Origin of the sequence: Clostridium sp., assembly GCF_050717545.1 — a bacterium.
Classification (GTDB): Bacteria; Bacillota; Clostridia; order Clostridiales; family Clostridiaceae; genus Clostridium_AD.
In genome coordinates, this window is record NZ_JBOITN010000043.1 from 1 (window position 1) to 17,573 (window position 17,573).

General features: G+C 30.1%; 17 protein-coding genes and 1 pseudogene. 11 read left to right on the plus strand and 7 right to left on the minus strand.

The window, feature by feature from the left end; genetic code table 11:
• Positions 1–151 (minus strand): FAD-dependent oxidoreductase (locus ACREVX_RS15620; protein WP_431542608.1); only part of this gene is annotated, 151 nt, incomplete at its 3' end.
• A 471-nt stretch (positions 152–622) separates the two neighbouring features.
• Between ACREVX_RS15620 and ACREVX_RS15625 the strand changes: the two genes are divergently transcribed.
• From ACREVX_RS15625 to ACREVX_RS15650, 6 genes are all read left to right on the plus strand, one after another.
• The gene (locus ACREVX_RS15625) at positions 623–1,348 is read left to right on the plus strand and encodes a metallophosphoesterase family protein (RefSeq protein WP_431545145.1); all 726 of its coding nucleotides are present in this window, start codon (positions 623–625) and stop codon (positions 1,346–1,348) included.
• A gap of 46 nt (positions 1,349–1,394) precedes the next feature.
• Positions 1,395–1,670: a hypothetical protein gene (locus ACREVX_RS15630; protein WP_431545146.1), complete on the plus strand. Its 276-nt coding sequence runs from the start codon at positions 1,395–1,397 to the stop codon at positions 1,668–1,670.
• A gap of 13 nt (positions 1,671–1,683) precedes the next feature.
• Positions 1,684–2,331 carry a GNAT family N-acetyltransferase gene (locus ACREVX_RS15635; protein WP_431545147.1) on the plus strand — a complete coding sequence of 216 codons (648 nt, stop codon included), beginning with the start codon at positions 1,684–1,686 and terminating at the stop codon, positions 2,329–2,331.
• A 146-nt stretch (positions 2,332–2,477) separates the two neighbouring features.
• Positions 2,478–3,041 carry a YdcF family protein gene (locus ACREVX_RS15640; RefSeq protein WP_431545148.1) on the plus strand — a complete coding sequence of 188 codons (564 nt, stop codon included), beginning with the start codon at positions 2,478–2,480 and terminating at the stop codon, positions 3,039–3,041.
• A gap of 271 nt (positions 3,042–3,312) precedes the next feature.
• Complete coding sequence (locus tag ACREVX_RS15645) at positions 3,313–3,873, plus strand: recombinase family protein (RefSeq protein ID WP_431545149.1); 561 nt, start codon at positions 3,313–3,315, stop codon at positions 3,871–3,873.
• 146 nt (positions 3,874–4,019) lie between these two features.
• Positions 4,020–4,355, plus strand: a complete 336-nt coding sequence (locus ACREVX_RS15650) for an MGMT family protein (RefSeq protein ID WP_431545150.1) — start codon at positions 4,020–4,022, stop codon at positions 4,353–4,355.
• A 103-nt stretch (positions 4,356–4,458) separates the two neighbouring features.
• Here ACREVX_RS15650 and ACREVX_RS15655 read toward each other — a convergent pair whose 3' ends face one another.
• Positions 4,459–4,665, minus strand: a complete 207-nt coding sequence (locus tag ACREVX_RS15655) for a DUF378 domain-containing protein (RefSeq protein WP_431545151.1) — start codon at positions 4,663–4,665, stop codon at positions 4,459–4,461.
• 234 nt (positions 4,666–4,899) lie between these two features.
• Here ACREVX_RS15655 and purB point away from each other — a divergent pair, with 234 nt between their 5' ends.
• From purB to ACREVX_RS15675, 4 genes and pseudogenes are all read left to right on the plus strand, one after another.
• Entirely contained in the window at positions 4,900–6,330 is a 1,431-nt protein-coding gene (gene purB, locus ACREVX_RS15660; protein WP_431545152.1) for an adenylosuccinate lyase, read from the plus strand.
• A 196-nt stretch (positions 6,331–6,526) separates the two neighbouring features.
• Entirely contained in the window at positions 6,527–7,420 is an 894-nt protein-coding gene (locus tag ACREVX_RS15665; RefSeq protein WP_431545153.1) for a tyrosine-type recombinase/integrase, read from the plus strand.
• 568 nt (positions 7,421–7,988) lie between these two features.
• Positions 7,989–9,794 carry a reverse transcriptase domain-containing protein gene (locus ACREVX_RS15670; RefSeq protein ID WP_431545154.1) on the plus strand — a complete coding sequence of 602 codons (1,806 nt, stop codon included), beginning with the start codon at positions 7,989–7,991 and terminating at the stop codon, positions 9,792–9,794.
• A 114-nt stretch (positions 9,795–9,908) separates the two neighbouring features.
• A pseudogene (locus ACREVX_RS15675) lies at positions 9,909–10,049 on the plus strand (tyrosine-type recombinase/integrase); the annotation flags it as partial.
• 75 nt (positions 10,050–10,124) lie between these two features.
• Here the strand turns inward: ACREVX_RS15675 and ACREVX_RS15680 are convergent.
• Positions 10,125–10,631, minus strand: coding sequence for a hypothetical protein (locus tag ACREVX_RS15680; protein WP_431545155.1), 507 nt, complete (start codon positions 10,629–10,631; stop codon positions 10,125–10,127).
• A gap of 207 nt (positions 10,632–10,838) precedes the next feature.
• On the opposite strand from ACREVX_RS15680, the gene lexA reads away from it, so the two are divergent.
• Complete coding sequence (lexA, locus tag ACREVX_RS15685; RefSeq protein WP_431545156.1) at positions 10,839–11,447, plus strand: transcriptional repressor LexA; 609 nt, start codon at positions 10,839–10,841, stop codon at positions 11,445–11,447.
• A gap of 129 nt (positions 11,448–11,576) precedes the next feature.
• On the opposite strand, the gene ACREVX_RS15690 is transcribed toward lexA, so the two are convergent.
• The 4 genes from ACREVX_RS15690 to ACREVX_RS15705 form a co-directional block, all read right to left on the minus strand.
• Positions 11,577–12,854, minus strand: coding sequence for a methionine gamma-lyase family protein (locus tag ACREVX_RS15690; protein ID WP_431545157.1), 1,278 nt, complete (start codon positions 12,852–12,854; stop codon positions 11,577–11,579).
• A gap of 63 nt (positions 12,855–12,917) precedes the next feature.
• Entirely contained in the window at positions 12,918–14,486 is a 1,569-nt protein-coding gene (locus ACREVX_RS15695; protein WP_431545158.1) for an ATP-binding protein, read from the minus strand.
• Positions 14,476–15,651, minus strand: coding sequence for an ATP-binding protein (locus ACREVX_RS15700; protein WP_431545159.1), 1,176 nt, complete (start codon positions 15,649–15,651; stop codon positions 14,476–14,478). Before ACREVX_RS15700 ends, ACREVX_RS15695 begins: the two co-directional genes overlap by 11 nt.
• A 466-nt stretch (positions 15,652–16,117) precedes the next feature.
• Positions 16,118–17,527, minus strand: a complete 1,410-nt coding sequence (locus tag ACREVX_RS15705; RefSeq protein ID WP_431545160.1) for a L,D-transpeptidase family protein — start codon at positions 17,525–17,527, stop codon at positions 16,118–16,120.
• Between the last annotated feature and the right edge of the window lie 46 nt (positions 17,528–17,573).

The following is a 17,573-nucleotide window of genomic DNA, read 5'->3' on the forward strand; positions in this document are numbered from 1 at the left end:
CTGCATGAACTATTGCACTATTTGCTTTTGTAGTACCAGAAGCGACATCACTAGATCTTTCAATTACACATGTATTTAAATTATATTTAGATAGTTCTCTGGCTATGGAACAGCCAATAACACCAGCACCAACAATTGTCACATCATACATTAAGTTACCTCCTAAATGGACAAAAAAAGAGAGAACCTTGACTAATAGGTACAAAATACCTACGCATCAAGGCTCTCTCTTCTCTGCCTTTAATTATTTATTAATTTATTATATTTTAACATAATAAATATGATAATGCAAGAGTTTATTAAAACGATTTCATAAATTATATAAATATAAAATAACAAAATATTGTCGTCTGACTTAATTGGGGAACTATTTTATGGCGCGGTATAAATTTTTGGTTTATAATCTCTATATAGGTTATAGCTTGAACATCATATTTATTATTAGATAAATAATAAGATTAAAGTCATCTCAAAGATAATAGCAAAGTTAGATACGCTTTTAGACACTAATAACTTCTTGACCCATATAATATTTATGTAAGCTCTGAAAATTTTTAATATTAGCAGAACTTTATTTCAAGCCAAAGGAATTGAAGATTAATGCTTAAATAAGGAGATTATTATGAGAAAAATTGCAATAATATCAGATATACATGGAAACATGCCCGCATTAAAAGCTGTACTTGAGGATATCAAGAATAGAGACATAGAAACCATATTTTGTCTTGGAGATTTGGCTGGGAAAGGTCCTAGTTCCGCAGAAGTAGTAGATAAAATAAGGCAAAATTGTGAAGTTGTAATTAAAGGTAATTGGGATTATTATATGACAGAAATTGAGGGTAATAAAGCTTTAATGTGGCATCAGAAAAAATTAGGTGCTGAAAGGCTAACGTACATGAAGGGGTTACCTATATATATAGAATTTTATATAAGTGGAAATTTATTAAGACTATGTCACGCATCTCCAAACGATCTTTTTCATAGAATCTATCCTTCAACAGTAAAAAATGAACGAATGAAATTATTTGAAGCAACACCTACTCTTAATATAGAAGCTGATGTAATTGGATATGGGGATATACATAGTGCCCACATAGATAATTTCGATGGAAAAACCATTTTTAATGTTGGGAGTGTTGGTAATCCTCTTGACATAACTCAATCATCCTATGCGATAATTGAAGGGGACCTTAATAATAAAGAAAAGACATCGTTTACAATTTCTCTTGTTAGGGTGCCTTATGATATAGACTTAGCTATTAATGATGCTGAATTATCAGATATGCCAGAAAAAAACGAATTTATTAACGAATTAAAAACTGCAATATACAGAGGTCACAAATCCTAAAAAATTAAAACAGGGAAGACTATACTTGATTTAAACTGTGGCTTTGGTGAAAAAGGATGAAACCAAAAAAACTTTACATTATAATCTATCTAATTATATGGAGAGTGGTGAGCGCTGCGTAAAATGGTTTGTAGATGGAGTAATAAAATACCATAGACCATTTTCAGAGATAATAAATACACTTATTGAGAATGATTTTAAAATCGAGAAAATTCTTGAACCATTACCAGATGAAAAAACTTTGCTACTTATCCCAAAAATGAAGAGAGATATTCATAAACCAAATTTTTTATTAATTAAATCTACTAAAATAAAATTATAAAGAGATGACAGTATTGAGCGAAGAAAAAATAAAGAATGTTGAGTTTCTTATAATAAAAACTGGATGGAGCAAGTACCGGGGTGATAAAAAATATTATCAAGACTTTTTAATAAAAGGAAGAAAACAGGAAAAGAGAAGGGGACTAAAAATGATAAGAACAGCTACCAAAAAAGATTTACCATATATTTTAGAAATTTATAATGATGCTATATTACATACAACAGCCATCTATGATTATAATGCTCACACGATTGAAGATCGGATACAATGGTATGAAAACAAAATAAAAGATGGATATCCAATACTCGTGGCAGAAGAAAATAATACGGTTGTTGGCTTTGCCACATTTGGTTCATTTAGACCATGGCCGGCATTTAAATACTCTATTGAACATTCTATTTATGTTCATGAAAAATACAACAACAAAGGTACAGGAACACTATTACTTAAATCACTAATACAAATTTCTAATGAAAGTGGATTTGCAACAATGGTAGCAGGTATAGATGGTTCAAATGAAAAAAGTATTAGAATGCATGAAAAGTTAGGCTTCAAGTATTCAGGTACGATAAGTAAAGCTGGATTTAAATTTGGAAAGTGGCTTAATCTTGTTTTTTATCAACTAGAGCTTGGTGGTCCTAAAAACCCAATAGAAAATTAAGATTTACAATTAACTAATAAATATAATGTGAAGGGTGACTTTTATGTCGATAATTTTGAATAAACGATTAGAGGAAATGAATGGTGATGAGCTAGGAAAGAGTTTGGAAACGATATTAATTATAATAATAAAGTGAGGCTATAAAAATGAGCTACCCATTTGATTGTATAAGTGATTTAATTTTTGTAAAAACGCAAGTGCAGTCCGCAGACATAATTTTAGTACCAGGAAGTAGCGAACCACAATCAATGGAGATGGCTGCAAGATTATTTAAACAAAATCTCGCACCACTTATATTACCAAGTGGTTCATATAATCATAGAATACCTGAGTATAGCTCAGAATGGGAATTTTTAAAATTACTAGGGGTTAAATTGGGAATTCCAGAAAATAGAATACTGAAAGAATATCAAGCAAGAAATACATTTGAAAATGCCAAATTTTCATGGGGCGTAATAAAAGAAAATAATATAACCGTAAAGAAGGCTATATTGGTTTGTAAGGCGTATCATTCAAGGCGTGCACTATTAACATATCAATCCATATTTCCAAAAGGTGTAGAATTCTTTGTTGTGTCAATTCCAGGTAAAATTAACCTATGCAAAGATAATTGGTTTTTAGATGAAGCCAAAATAAAGATCGTAATGGGAGAGGTAATGAAAATAGGGGACTATTTTAAATTCCTCATAAATAATTTGCATGAGAAGTAAGCTTTATATATTAGTTAAGTATAAAGATATATAAAAGGTGGTTATGTCGGACTATATTCGACATAACCACCTTTTGTTTTATTAAATCGATCATTTACACCTCATGTCTGTTTGTTTAGAGTACATAACAAAACAACAACAGGCAAATTATTAAAAACTGTTTGTTTGAAATCATCAACAACTCAAGCAAACACTTGTTGAAACTAGTATACTTTAAACGGAAAATATGTTAATATATAGTAAATAACATTGTTTAGAAGGAGTTGCTTAAATGAATATTGCTTATACTCGAGTTATTTCAGATCAAGAAAGCGACGAAAAACAATTTGAAGAGCTTAAAAAGTGCAACATAGAAAAATGGTTTAATGATAAAATATGTCCAAAGGGTACTAGAGCTCAACTAAACGCAATGATGGATTTTGTAAGACGTGATGATAAAATTTATGTGTTTGATTTTAGTAGACTAGCACGATCAACAGATGAATTAATTAATATAGGTGACAACTTAGATAAAAAAGGAATCAATTTAATAAGTATTAAAGAGAATCTTGACACAAGCAATGCCACTGGAAAACTAATGTTTACAATGATTACTTCACTTAAAGAGTTTCAGAGATTAAATTTATTAGAAAGGCAAAGAAGTGGTATTGCAATTGCAAAAGCAAATGGGATGTATAAAGGACGTAAAAAAATAAGTTATCCTTTAAATTGGAAAGAAATATATACTAAGTATAAAAATAGAGAATTAACAGGCACTGATGCAATGGAGTTATTAAAACTTAAAAGGAATACTTTTTACAAATTAGTAGATGAATACAAGTTTAAAAAATAAATACTTTTTAAATTATCAAGAACTACTTTATTTAAACTTGATAAATAACCTAAAATAATTCGTGAAATAATTGGGAAATTATAAACTATAATCTTTTAATCTATATTTAATTGCACATAGTTGTTTATTATAGGGAGGGGTTAAAAATGGAACCGTTTACTCAAAGAGTTATTGAAATTATTAAAGAAATACCTGAAGGGAAAGTAATGACATATGGACAAATTGCATCGCAGGCTGGAAACCATAAGGGGGCAAGGCAGGTTGCTAGATTTCTCCATACATTAAGTACTAGATATGAACTTCCTTGGCACAGAGTTATTAATTCAAAAGGGGAGATCAGCATACAGGATTTTGAGTCCAGCAATTTACAAAAGCTATTACTTGAGAATGAAGGTGTAAAATTCACAAAAAGAAACACGATATCACTTAATGAATTTCAATATCATAAGCAAATTACATTCAAAGAGTTCGACTTAATCTAATAACTGATTAATTTTAAACAATCAAAAATACTCCATAAACTCTATGAAGTATTTTTCCTGTGAATATTATGTTATTTAAGATAATATTATATAGAAGTAGGATTTAATCTTTCTTACTCCTAAATATAAATATAATAATATTAACAGCTGATACTCCTACTAAAATATATATTACTCTAGCAAGTAATGGAACTGACCCAAATATTGCGCTAACAAGATTAAAATTAAGTAAACCTAAAAGGCCCCAATTAAGCGCACCAATCAATACACATATAAATGAAATTTTGTCTATCATATTAAGCTTATACATAATTACCTCCAAACTAATATAATTATTCTGTTGTATAAAATATATTAAAAATATAAAAAATTAGAACTATATAATGTCTTTTTTTAAATTTATATATAATTATTTTACGTATAAAATGTATTCCAAGAAGTTCAATAATATATGCGAACATTTCCGTGTATATTAATGATATTGTATGTTATAATATGAATGAAATTTGTTTTATAATATAATATGTACGTGTGGAGGCAAAATATGAGAAATACTTATAATACACCGTTAAATAGTAGATACGCTTCAAAAGAGATGAGTTATTTATTTTCAGATGATATGAAATTTAAAACTTGGAGGAAACTATGGGTTGCCTTAGCTGAAGGTGAAAAGTTATTAGGACTTAATATTACTCAAGACCAAATTGATGAACTTAAATTTTATGTAGATAATGTAAATTATGAAGTGGCTGAAAAAAAAGAAAAAGAGATACGTCACGATGTAATGAGTCATGTATATGCCTATGGGGTCCAATGTCCTAAAGCAAAGGGAATCATCCATTTGGGTGCTACTAGTTGCTATGTAGGTGATAATACAGATCTTATAATTATGAAAAAAGCATTATTATTAATAAAAAAGAAATTAGTTAATGTAATTAGTAAATCTTCAGATTTTGCATTAAAATATAAAGATGTTCCTACCTTAGGTTTTACTCATTTGCAACCAGCTCAATTAACTACTGTAGGTAAACGAGCTACTCTATGGATTCAGGAATTAATAATGGATCTTGAAAATTTGGACTTCGTAGTAGATAAGATGAAATTAAGAGGTGTTAAGGGAACAACAGGGACTCAGGCTAGTTTTATGAATTTATTTGAAAATGATGAGAAAAAAGTAAAAGACTTAGATAAATACGTAGCAAAAATGATGAATTTTGAAGATACATATCCTGTTACTGGTCAAACTTATTCTAGAAAAGTCGACTCTATAGTATTAAATACATTATCTGAAATAGCTCAAAGTGCATATAAATTCAGTAATGACCTAAGACTCCTTCAAAACATGAAGGAAGTAGAAGAGCCTTTTGAAAAAAATCAAATTGGCTCTTCTGCAATGGCATATAAAAGAAATCCTATGCGCTCTGAGAGAATTAGTGCCTTATCAAGATATATTATAGTAAACTCATTAAATCCTGCTATAACAGCTGCAACCCAGTGGTTTGAAAGAACTTTGGATGACTCAGCTAACAAGAGAATATCAGTAGCGGAAGCATTTTTAGCTCTTGATGGAGTATTAAATTTGTACATGAATATAGCTGGGAATATGGTTGTATATGAAAAAGTAATTACTACTCATGTAAATAATGAACTTCCATTTATGGCAACAGAAAATATCCTTATGGAAGCTGTTAAAAGGGGCGGGGACAGACAAGAACTTCATGAGAACATTAGAGTTCATTCAATGTCTGCAGCTAAACGCGTTAAAGAAGAAGGCTTAAACAATGATCTTATAGAAAGAATTATAAACGACAAGAGTTTTCTAATGTCAAAAGAAGAGATTTTAGCTATAATTGACCCAATTAAGTTTGTTGGAAGAGCACCAGGTCAAGTTGTAGAATTTATAGATGAATATGTGAAACCAATACTCGCAGCTAATAAAGATTCAATTGGTGTAGAAACTACCATAAACGTATAATATTTAAATAATATATATAACTTAAAAATCTCCTGCATTTTCACAAATGCGGGAGATTTAATATTCTAAAATATTATTATATTATAAAATTAAATTAATTATTTTTAAAATAAACGTGATTTTGCCCCCCTCTTGTAGTATAATAATGTCGTGAAATGTAAGTTTCACGACATTATTATGTATTTTGGAGGTGCCCATGAAATCTAATATAGAAAATATTTATAACAATGATGTTCCAAACTTTCTTAATGATTATTTTAATTACCTTGCTACAATTAAAGGTTCTTCTATTAATACTATTGTTGCTTACACTGCTGATTTATCATTACTATTAAAATTTATAAAAGTATATAAGGGCTTAGATCCCTCAGATAAATTACTTTCTCTTGAGAAAGTAATTATTAGCGACCTAACCTTAGATACATTAAAAACCCTTACATTACAAGATTTATATGCATTTGTCTCCTATCTTGGCAAGCAAAGAGCTAATGGAAACTATGCTAAGGCAAGGAAAATTGCAGCAATAAAGTCCCTATTCAAGTATTTAACTACTAAAGCTAAAGTATTAACTCAAGATCCAACTATTGATCTTGAGTCACCAAAACTTAGTAAAAGAAGTCCAGTCTTCTTAAATTTGCTTGAAAGCAAAGATTTACTACAAGCTACAATTTCTAGAGATAAGCATTCTATTCGCGATCATAGTATAATTACCTTATTCTTAAATTGTGGACTTAGATTGTCAGAGCTTTGCAGTATAAATATGTCTGCTATAAAAAATGATACTTTATCTATTGTTGGCAAAGGAAATAAAGAACGAACAATATATTTAAATAAGGCATCACTTATAGCAATACATAAGTATCTACCTGTTAGAAATGAGAAAATTGATAAAATCCATGATGAAGATAAGGATGCCCTCTTTATAAGTGGCAAATTTGGAAGAATTAATAAAAGAACTGTAGAAAGAATTGTTAAAAAGCATATAGGAAATGCAGGCCTTAATAAAAACAAATATACCCCTCATAAATTGAGGCATACCTCTGCAACCCTTATGGTGCGTCCGTACGGATTTTATAGAAATATTGCGTAATATATGCGTATATTACAAAGCAATTAACTGAGATGACCAGTTATCATCATCCAACTTATCTCAACAGGAAACTAATGAGGGAGTGTAGCATGTTGGAAAAGGCATAAGTCAACGAAATCACCAAGTTGCAACTGAATGTCAAGATGAATATATTGAGGAAGGATAAAAGTCATACTACTTAAACTCTAGAACAAGGGCAATAGTTGGGTGCGGTCCCCTACGGTGATTATTAGGAGACATCAAGGTTTAGAAATTGCACTACGTGAGGGCAATTTCAATAAAAGATACAAATTACGTTAAGTTGTATCTTAGTCATTTTTAACCTTGACCATACACAATATGTGTAAAAATTCGGAAGGAGTATCCTCCCCTCAATCACATGTTCTATAAATTGCTAAACGGAGATTGCCTAAGTCAGAATGCCAAAGTTTTGGCTATAGTACTTTGGTACTTGAATATTTGATATGGTAACGGAGTTCTCGTAGTAGTCGGAGGTAGGGAAAGCCTGCTACATGGCGAAGGAGAACAGGTTATTCACTCTGATAAAACAAAAGGAGATGGCAGAGCCATGAGAAATCCTCAAGTAATATTAGACATTCTAAAAGAGAAAACCGTTAAAGAAGACTTCAAATTCGATAGAATCTTTAGATTGTTATGTAATCCAGAGTTATATATGTTAGCTTATAATAAGTTGAAATCAGTTGAAGGAAATATGACCAAGGGTGTTGATAATAAAACTATAGATGGGTTTTGTATAGATGATATTGATGAAATCATTAAGAAATTGAAAGATGAATCATACCAGCCAAACCCTGTAAAAAGAAGATATATAGAGAAAAAAAATGGTAAACTAAGACCTTTAGGTATCCCTTCCTTCAGGGATAAACTTATACAAGAAGTTGTTAAAAATATTCTCGAGTCAATTTATGAACCAACATTCAATGATTCATCACATGGGTTTAGGCCCAACAGGAGTTGCCACACTGCCCTTGCTTACACAAAAAACTATTTTTCAGGAACAATTTGGTGGATTGAGGGAGATATAAAATCATTCTTTGATAATATTGACCATAGTATATTAATAAGAATCTTGGGAAAGAAAATAATTGATACCAAATTTCTAAGATTGATATACAAATTTCTGAGAGCAGGATATATGGAGGATTGGGTTTACCATAAAACTTTCAGTGGTACACCTCAAGGCGGAATAATTAGTCCTCTTCTTGCTAATATATACCTGAATGAATTTGATAGTTTTGTTGTTAGATTAAAACAGGAAGTGGATAGTGGAGAAAAAAGGGCAATAAATGGAGATTGGAACAAAGTAAATAAGAAAATATATAGAAGAAGAATTAAATTTAAGTCCCCTTCTCTCACAACAGAACAGAGAACTCAACTAAGTAGAGAAATTAAGGATTTAGAATTACAGAGGTCTTCTACTCCTAGTCGGGACCCTTTCGATAATTCATTTAGAAGAATAAAATTCGTCAGATATGCTGATGATTGGTTAATTGGAGTTATAGGTTCTAAATCAGATGCACAGGATATAAAAAATAAAGTTGCTAATTTCCTTCTTGAGGAACTTCATTTGGAACTATCCGCAGAAAAAACTCTTATTACACACAACGCAAATCCTGTACGGTTTTTAGGTTATGATTTATCCGTTCAAGAAGGGTTCAGAAAAGAGTGCAGGGATGGCAATATTAAAAAAGTCCATTCAGGTAATATCTCTTTCTTTTTACCATATGAATGTATGAGAGAATTTCTCATGAAAAATAAGTTTATTAAAATTGAAGAAAATAACAACTGGAAAGCAGTTCATAAAGCTACATTAGTTAATCTAGATGATTTAGAAATAATTTCATACTATAATGCTAGTGTTAGAGGATACTACAACTATTACAAATATGCAAACAATATTTACAAATTTGCAAGTGCTAGGTACCTAGCTAGATTAAGTTGGGGAAGAACAATGGCAAACAAATACAAAACTAGTGTTATTAAGATATTTAATAAGTATAGCAAAGATGGAGTTATAGGAGTTACTTATCAGACTAAAGATGGAACTAAATTCAGACCGTTTCATAATAATAGTATTGAAAAAGTACCCCTAACTAAGTTTATTGCACATACCGAAGATATTAACCCTAACCTACAGATGTATTTAGCTAGAACATCTACTCTTGCTAGACTCCTGGCTAAAGAATGTGAATATTGTGGTAAAAAAATCGGGAAATTTGAAGTACATCACATAAGAAAGCTTAAAGACTTAAAAGGTAAAGCTTTTTGGGAGCAACTAATGATATCTAGACATAGAAAACAATTAGTTTTATGTCATGAATGTCATGTGAAACTTCACAACGGTACACTTTAAAATGAGTTGAATTTCTGGCGAGCCGTATACATGGAAACATGTACGTACGGTTCTGGGGAGGGTTGAACAAAACCTACTATGGTAACATAGCAAGGCGTGGGCTTCCTATCCTACTATAAGTATGGTAATGTTGATATAAGAAGTTTACAAGATATTTTGGGTCATGAGAATATATCCACCACTCAAATATACACACATGTAGACAATGAAAAACTAAGAAATGCGGTTAAATCAAATCCTCTTTCTGATGACTAAAAGAAAGTATATATTCACTGTAATTTACAGTGAATATATACTTTCTTGATGATATTAACAATTTTTTTACTGCAATTACTTTTTACTTTTAAGTCTCATAAGCCCTGGAAATTCCTCTTGAAGGAGTTCTGAATTTTCTTCCTCATTTTCTAGGATCTCGCTTACCCCTTCTATGTCCTCTATAAGTTCCCAAACTTCATTGTTTTCTGGAATAAAACCATCCTTATCTACTTTTGACAGTTCTTCCGCTGCTAAGAATGACTCATAGTCTTCAATTTTAGGCAATTCATCAACTTCATTGTTATTTTCCTTGTCATTTTTATCTAAATCAATCTTAACTTCTTCATAAGTATTAACTTCTTCATAAGTATTATCTTCTTTTTCTTGTAACTCTATTGAATCTGCTTCATTTACTTCATTCTCAAAAACCTCATCAATTTTTATAGCTTTTACATCATAACCTTCTAGTTCTAAACATTTTCCACAATTATCACATTTCTTATTTGAATTTAATTCGCAGACTTCACATTCTCCACAATTATCACAAATTTTCTTAACATTAAATATACAATTTTTGGACATAATACACCCCACTACATTTATTTCAAATACATTCATAATAGACTATTATAACAAATAAGATTTAATTAATCAAACACATATAATTATCAAAGGTCACTTACATACATATACCATTTGTTTCCTTCTGAAATATCGTTAAAACAGAACATAAGTTTGATGTTTTCACTCTAGTATGGTATAATTTTAAGATGAATGAGAGGTGTTTCTATGTTAACTCAAAAACGAGATAAACGAAGTGAAATATATAACTTTATAAAAGACCAGGTTCAAACAAAGGGGTATCCACCCTCTGTAAGAGAAATTTGTGCCGCTGTTGGATTAAAATCTACATCAACTGTTCATGGCCATTTAGAAAAACTAGAGGAAAAAGGATATATTCGTAGAGACCCTACTAAACCTCGTGCAATCGAATTATTAAAGGATTCTGTTACAAGAAAAGAACTGATAGATATACCTATCATAGGAAAAATAACTGCTGGAATACCAATACTTGCGGTTGAAAATGTTGAAGATACCTTTACTATTCCTTTAAATTTCACTAAAACTAACAATGAACTATTTATGCTTAAAGTTTCTGGTAGTAGCATGATTGACGCTGGAATTTTAGATGGTGACCTTGCTATAATTGAAAAGGTTAATACTGCTAATAATGGCGATATTGTTGTAGCTCTTATTGATAATGAGGCTACTATTAAAAGATTTTTCAAGGAGAAAGGTCATATACGCCTTCAACCTGAAAATTCTACTATGTCCCCTATCATATTAGATGACTGTTCAATTTTAGGTATACTTGTGGGCATTTATAGAAAATATTAAATAGCCACTTGATAATATTTAATACGAAAAAGCCTTCAATGTTAATCATTGTAGGCTTTTCGATTTCTCATTAACTTATAAAAGTATATGTTTCATAAAATTTATTTACAACAATATTTACAATAAGTCTTAAATAACTCTGGAAAGTGCTATTAGTATCCCAATTTTAGCATGATCAAATGTTAATCCACCCTGTAAATATGCTATGTAAGGTTCTCTAATTGGAGCATCTGCAGATAATTCTATAGATGAACCTTGAATAAATGCTCCAGCAGCCATTATAACCTTATCTTCATATCCAGGCATATCCCATGGTTCACATTCAACAAATGAATCTATTGGAGAACCTGATTGTATCCCCTTGATAAAGTCAATTAGCATTTCCTTATTATTAAACTTAATAGCCTGTATTATATCACTTCTTTTATCGGTATAATTCGGAAGGACCTCAAATCCTGCAAGTTCCATAATCCTTGCGCAGAAAATAGCACCCTTTAGGGCTTCCATGGTTACATGTGGTGCTAGGAATAGTCCTTGAAATAAAGACCTCATTACTCCAAAAGTTGACCCACACTCCCCTCCTATACCTGGTATTGTTAGTCGATATGACGCTTGCACTACGTATTCCTCTTTACCAGCGATATATCCTCCAGTTGGTGCAATTCCGCCACCTATATTTTTTATTAGTGAACCCGCAACTAAGTCTGCACCAACATCTGTAGGTTCTGTAGTCTCAATAAATTCTCCATAACAATTATCTACAAAACAAATTACATTTGGATTTATAACTTTTGCAGCTTTTATAATCTCTTTTATCTCACAAATTAATAAAGCTTTTCTCCAACCATATCCAGTAGATCTTTGAATATGAACGAGCTTTATTGACTTATCGCTAATCATTGTTTTTTTCATTAGCTCTACATCCACTTTAGAATTTTTTAATTCTAATTGCTTATATTTTACACCGAAATCTTTTAATGAACCTATATCTTTCTTATTAGTTATACCTATTATGTTATGAAGTGTGTCATAAGGAGTTCCACATACGGAAAGCATAGTATCATTAGGTCTTAAATTGCCAAACAATGCTGCCCCAATGGCATGCGTACCATTTACAAAATGTGGTCTAACTAGTGCACTCTCACAATTAAAAATTCTTGCATAAACTTTATCTAATGAATCACGGCCTATGTCGCCATAACCATATCCAGATGAATTTGTAAAATGCGACTCACTTATTCTTTCATCTTGCAATGCCGTCAAAACCTTAAGTTGGTTAAACTCACGTACCTCATCAAGTATTTCAAACTCTCCTTGTACATCTTTTATTGCTATATCATATAGTCCCAAAGTTTTTGGACTTATCTTATACTTCTTTTGAAGGTATTCTTTTGTTATATCTAACATGTTTTTAGGTCTCCTTTGTATTATGTATTCTAATTACCTCATTAATAATAACATACATAATACCTATGTAGAATAGTTTTTTAAATCAATTGTAACTTTTTCAATAATCTCCCCAATGGTTTCCTTTAATTCGTCACCTGTTTTCCTATATTCAATTTCAAATTTTTCATCTTGATTTTTCATAAAATACATTAAAGCATAATATGTAGGTCTAAATTTATCCTTTAGTTTAAATTCATTTTCATTAAATAGTTTAAATAACGAGTTGTATTGTTTTTTAGCCATTAGAAATATAAAATATTCATTAATAGACTTATTATATTTATCTGTAGTACTTGCTACTTTTAAAAACAAATCGGCTTTTTTAAGTGATTCTTCTATTTCATCATTTGAAAGTAATGTTTTTGCTAATAAATAGCTAGTGTTAAAATCGCTATTTTCACTTTTATTAATTAGATCTTCTTTACTACACCAGCTTTCAGTAAAATCTACAAGCCATAACACCTGGTGTTTTTCTTTTTCTGCGCCGAATCTCATTAAATACCATATATTAAAGAAACGTTCTTTGATTTGGTACATATAATTTTTCTTATTTATAGGTATTTTATTTATAACTCCGTTTTTTTCTAATTGATTTAGCTGAGCAGATACTTCTTTGCTTTGCATTCTAATTTTATCTGATATTTCTTTTGTGGTTATTGCATCCAATCTAAGGGCTATGACATCAACAATTTCTTGTTGCACTGGAGATAAGCTATCCATTGTGTATTTATAAATAGGTGTTACTTTATCTAACAATATATCAAATTCTTTATATGCTAGTCCATTGTAGTCAGTAAAAATTTCAAAAATCAATGCCATGATTCTTGGCACACCCCCAGTTAATCTCCTAAAAGCTTCTATTTTCCCTCCGTTACTTATAAGTATCTCATTCGTGTCCTTTTTATTATAAATTTCATTTAATTTGTGAAAAAACAATTTATTTTCATCTGAGTTTAAGCCTTCCAATTTTATAATCTTAAAGAAGTCATAAAAAGGCTTATTGTAATCAAAAGTAAATTCAGCAATCTCTGCAGACGCCCCTATAATTCTTATTTCAGCAGAAGTTAATAGAATTTCCCTGAATTTTTGTTGCTCTGATACTTTGAATTTCTTTAGAATAGATTCTATATTATCTATTAAGAGTATTAACTTTTTATTATTTTGTTTAAGTTTTCGCTCAATGATTTTAAAGGATATTTCTTCATAATCTTCTTGCATTAAATATTTATCTATTTCAGCATAAAGCCCTATAAATTCATCGTTTTCAAGTTCAAGATGCTGAGCAGTTATTTCCCAAAGTGTAAATAGTCTACGTATGTTATATTTTTCATGAGGGAGTATAACAGGAATAAGATTTGCTTTTAACTGCTTATCTCCTTTTATTTCAAAATATAATCTTTTGAGCAAGGTTGTTTTCCCATACCCTCTTTTAGCATCTATCATATAATGCTGCTCTGGATATTTCATATCAGAATTTTTTATATCATTAAAAATCTTTTGAAATTCTTTTTTTCTTAATACAAATCTATCAACTAATTCTTGCTTCGTTAAATCATTAGGATTATAAAAACTTGAACAATTAGTTTGCATTTTTTTTACACCACCACATTCTTAATATTGGTGAAGTAAATGTATATGTTTTTTCCTCTTCGTCATTATTTAAATATCCATCATCTATTAGGGTATTTAATAGATCTTTATAGCTTTCGTAAATATTATATTTTACTGCGATATCATATATTTCATTATAAGTTATCATCTTACCATCTGTTATAGATATTGTGTTTAATACCTCTATAATGAACCTATATTCATTATTTTTGTATACATTAAGCCTCTCATGCCAACTACTAAATTTATTGTTTTCCTCTATCATACTCTTAATCGCTATATCAACTGATTTATCATTTATAACGCATACTTGCTTTTCATCATAAATATCCTGAATTTTATCCATCGCAAGTTGAATATAAAAAGGAATTAACCACTTAATTTCGTTAAGCATGTGACTAACAGTATCATTATCCATAGTAAAATTAAGCCCTTCAAGTAATTTATTTATAAGACTTATACCTTCTAATTCGCTTAGCGGAGTTACTTTCACTATATCCAGATCATTTATGAATTTTGAAGAATCCATTCTTCTTGCAATTCCCTCGAGACTTATTGAACCTGTATATATAAATTGAAATTTATTATTTATATCACTATTCTGTCTTAAAGCCCTATTACTTTGAAGAAGATGAACTGCATAAGTGGTGCCTTCCTTTCGTTGAATGTTTTCTATTGTTTGAGCAAATTCATCTATCATTATAATCAATTTGTGTCCTTCTAAATCAATAGATCTCATTATTTCTATAAATTTTTCATAATAATCTAGTTCAATATTTTTCGTAAACTTAATGGAGTCTATTCCTACTTCGTCTATGCTTTTAAAAATATTTTTAGCTAAATCTTTGATTGAATTTAATACTTTATCTCTTTTCTTTATTGAATTACAATTCAAAATAGCCTTTACAATTTCCTTATAATATTTGTTTTCGTCATATACAGACTCTGTAATTACATAAACTATGTAGTATTTATCCTTTGGATTATCTTCTATATATCTCATTAAAGATGTTTTCCCAACTCTTCTTGGTGCAGATATTATAATACTACTATCTGATTCTATTTTCCTCCATAATTTATTTATTAAAATAGGTCTATTAAAAAAATTTTCTCCTCGTGCAGCTTGCCCCGTTGTAATTTTCATAATTAGTACCTCCAAATGTTCCTTATATTTACAATATTACTTGACAAAAGTTATTTTGTCAAGCGTTTTAACAAAATAACTTTTGTCAGACAATAATACGAAACATATATTGGACCACCTCTACTCAAAATTAAAGATGATAACTTTCCATAAGATACCTGTCCATATGATTTATCTTTATCTAATAGAAAGCTTTTCTATTAGATTTTTGATATACACTAAATGGAATTGAGGAATTATTATTACTACCCACACCTAGCTCTATTTCAGGGCTATTTTTACAATGAAAATCTGTTCCTCCAAGGAACCAAATTATATCTATTAATTAAATAAATCAACTTTATATTCTATTGAATCTCCTCCAAAATAATATAATAATTATTTGTAAAAGCCAGCTAGGAGTATATATCTCCTGACTGGCTTTCTTAATATTATTCAATACCTCTTTAAAATCAAATAAATTCTACTAATAAGCAACAACTGGAGTACCTACCTCTATATTATTAAATATTATTTTTGCTACCTCATATGGTGAATTTACACATCCATGGGATCCACCTGTCTTATACAGCTCTCCCCCAAAATTAGTTCTCCAGCTTGCATCATGAATTCCTATCCCTTTGTTAAAAGGCATCCAGAAGTTCACAGGAGAAGCGTAGTTTTCACCTACAAGAGTTGCATTTGTTTCTTTATAATTTATCTTATAAATGCCACCTGGTGTTCTAGTCTTATCAGATCCATCATTACCTGTGACAACATCCCCTTGTGTTATTAATGTTCCGTTTTTATAAAACCATAAGTGTTGCCCTGTAAGATCTAATTCTACATAGGTATTTCCAATATCATCATTACCATGAGCAAATGCGGTTTGATAATATGCTGGTTCTTTTTGGATAGATTTCCCTTCCTTTATAAATGAAATTATATCTTGGGTTTCTTTAACCTTATTAATGGCCCAACCATAACTACCACCACTAATATTAATTGTCTTTCCTGATGATGCAACAAAATTTCTCGTCTTAGCAACTGTATTATATTCACTAGCAAGTACGTCGATATAGATTTCAACTTGTTTTTTATTAAATGTTACTTCACTATTTTCATCAACTGTAATCCACTTATTTATTGTAGACCCATCTAAAATTTCTTTATCTTCCCCAAAAGTGTAAGTAATCTTTGAAGATACATATTTGTTAAGCATGTCCCTTGTTTCAACTACCTTTTTAGATTTTGAAGTATATTCTGGCTTAACATAGTAATCAATTGACTCCAAATCTATTATTGTTTCACCCTTGCTCACTACATCTATCATCTTATCATATAAGATGTCTTTTTTACCCTTGTTTCCAATGACTTCATCGACAATAACATAACCCTTATCTGTATACTTATAGCTAGCATTTTTAGGTTCAATTATATTACTGCTATCAAAACAAGAGAGCTCGTCCACTCTTGTTTTTACTAACTCCTTATCAAAATTAATTCCTTCTATCATTTTAGAATCTTTTGTATTAAACACCGCTATAATCCATTTATAAGGATTCTGTTTATCTTTAAACGCCTTAAATTCTCCATCTGATGCATACTCTAACCCAATTTCATCACCAGTGATTTGCTCAGTTTTTCCACCTCGCTCTTTTATGTTCAACTGATATGCTTGAATCTCAGTTGCCATTTGTTTATTTACATCCTCTACACTGTTACCTGAAACACTAATGCTATTTATTTCAGAACCAAAATAAAAATGATTCATGAAATATATTGATATCCCAAAATATATAATAAGCAAAATACATATAGAAATTATAATACCTAAAACAATTTTCTTACGCTTTTTTATTGGCTTTGATGTTGACTCTGCTACCTCTGTTTCCATAATTGCAACCCCTTTTATCCAGTTCCCTTAATAATTCTCATTTGTT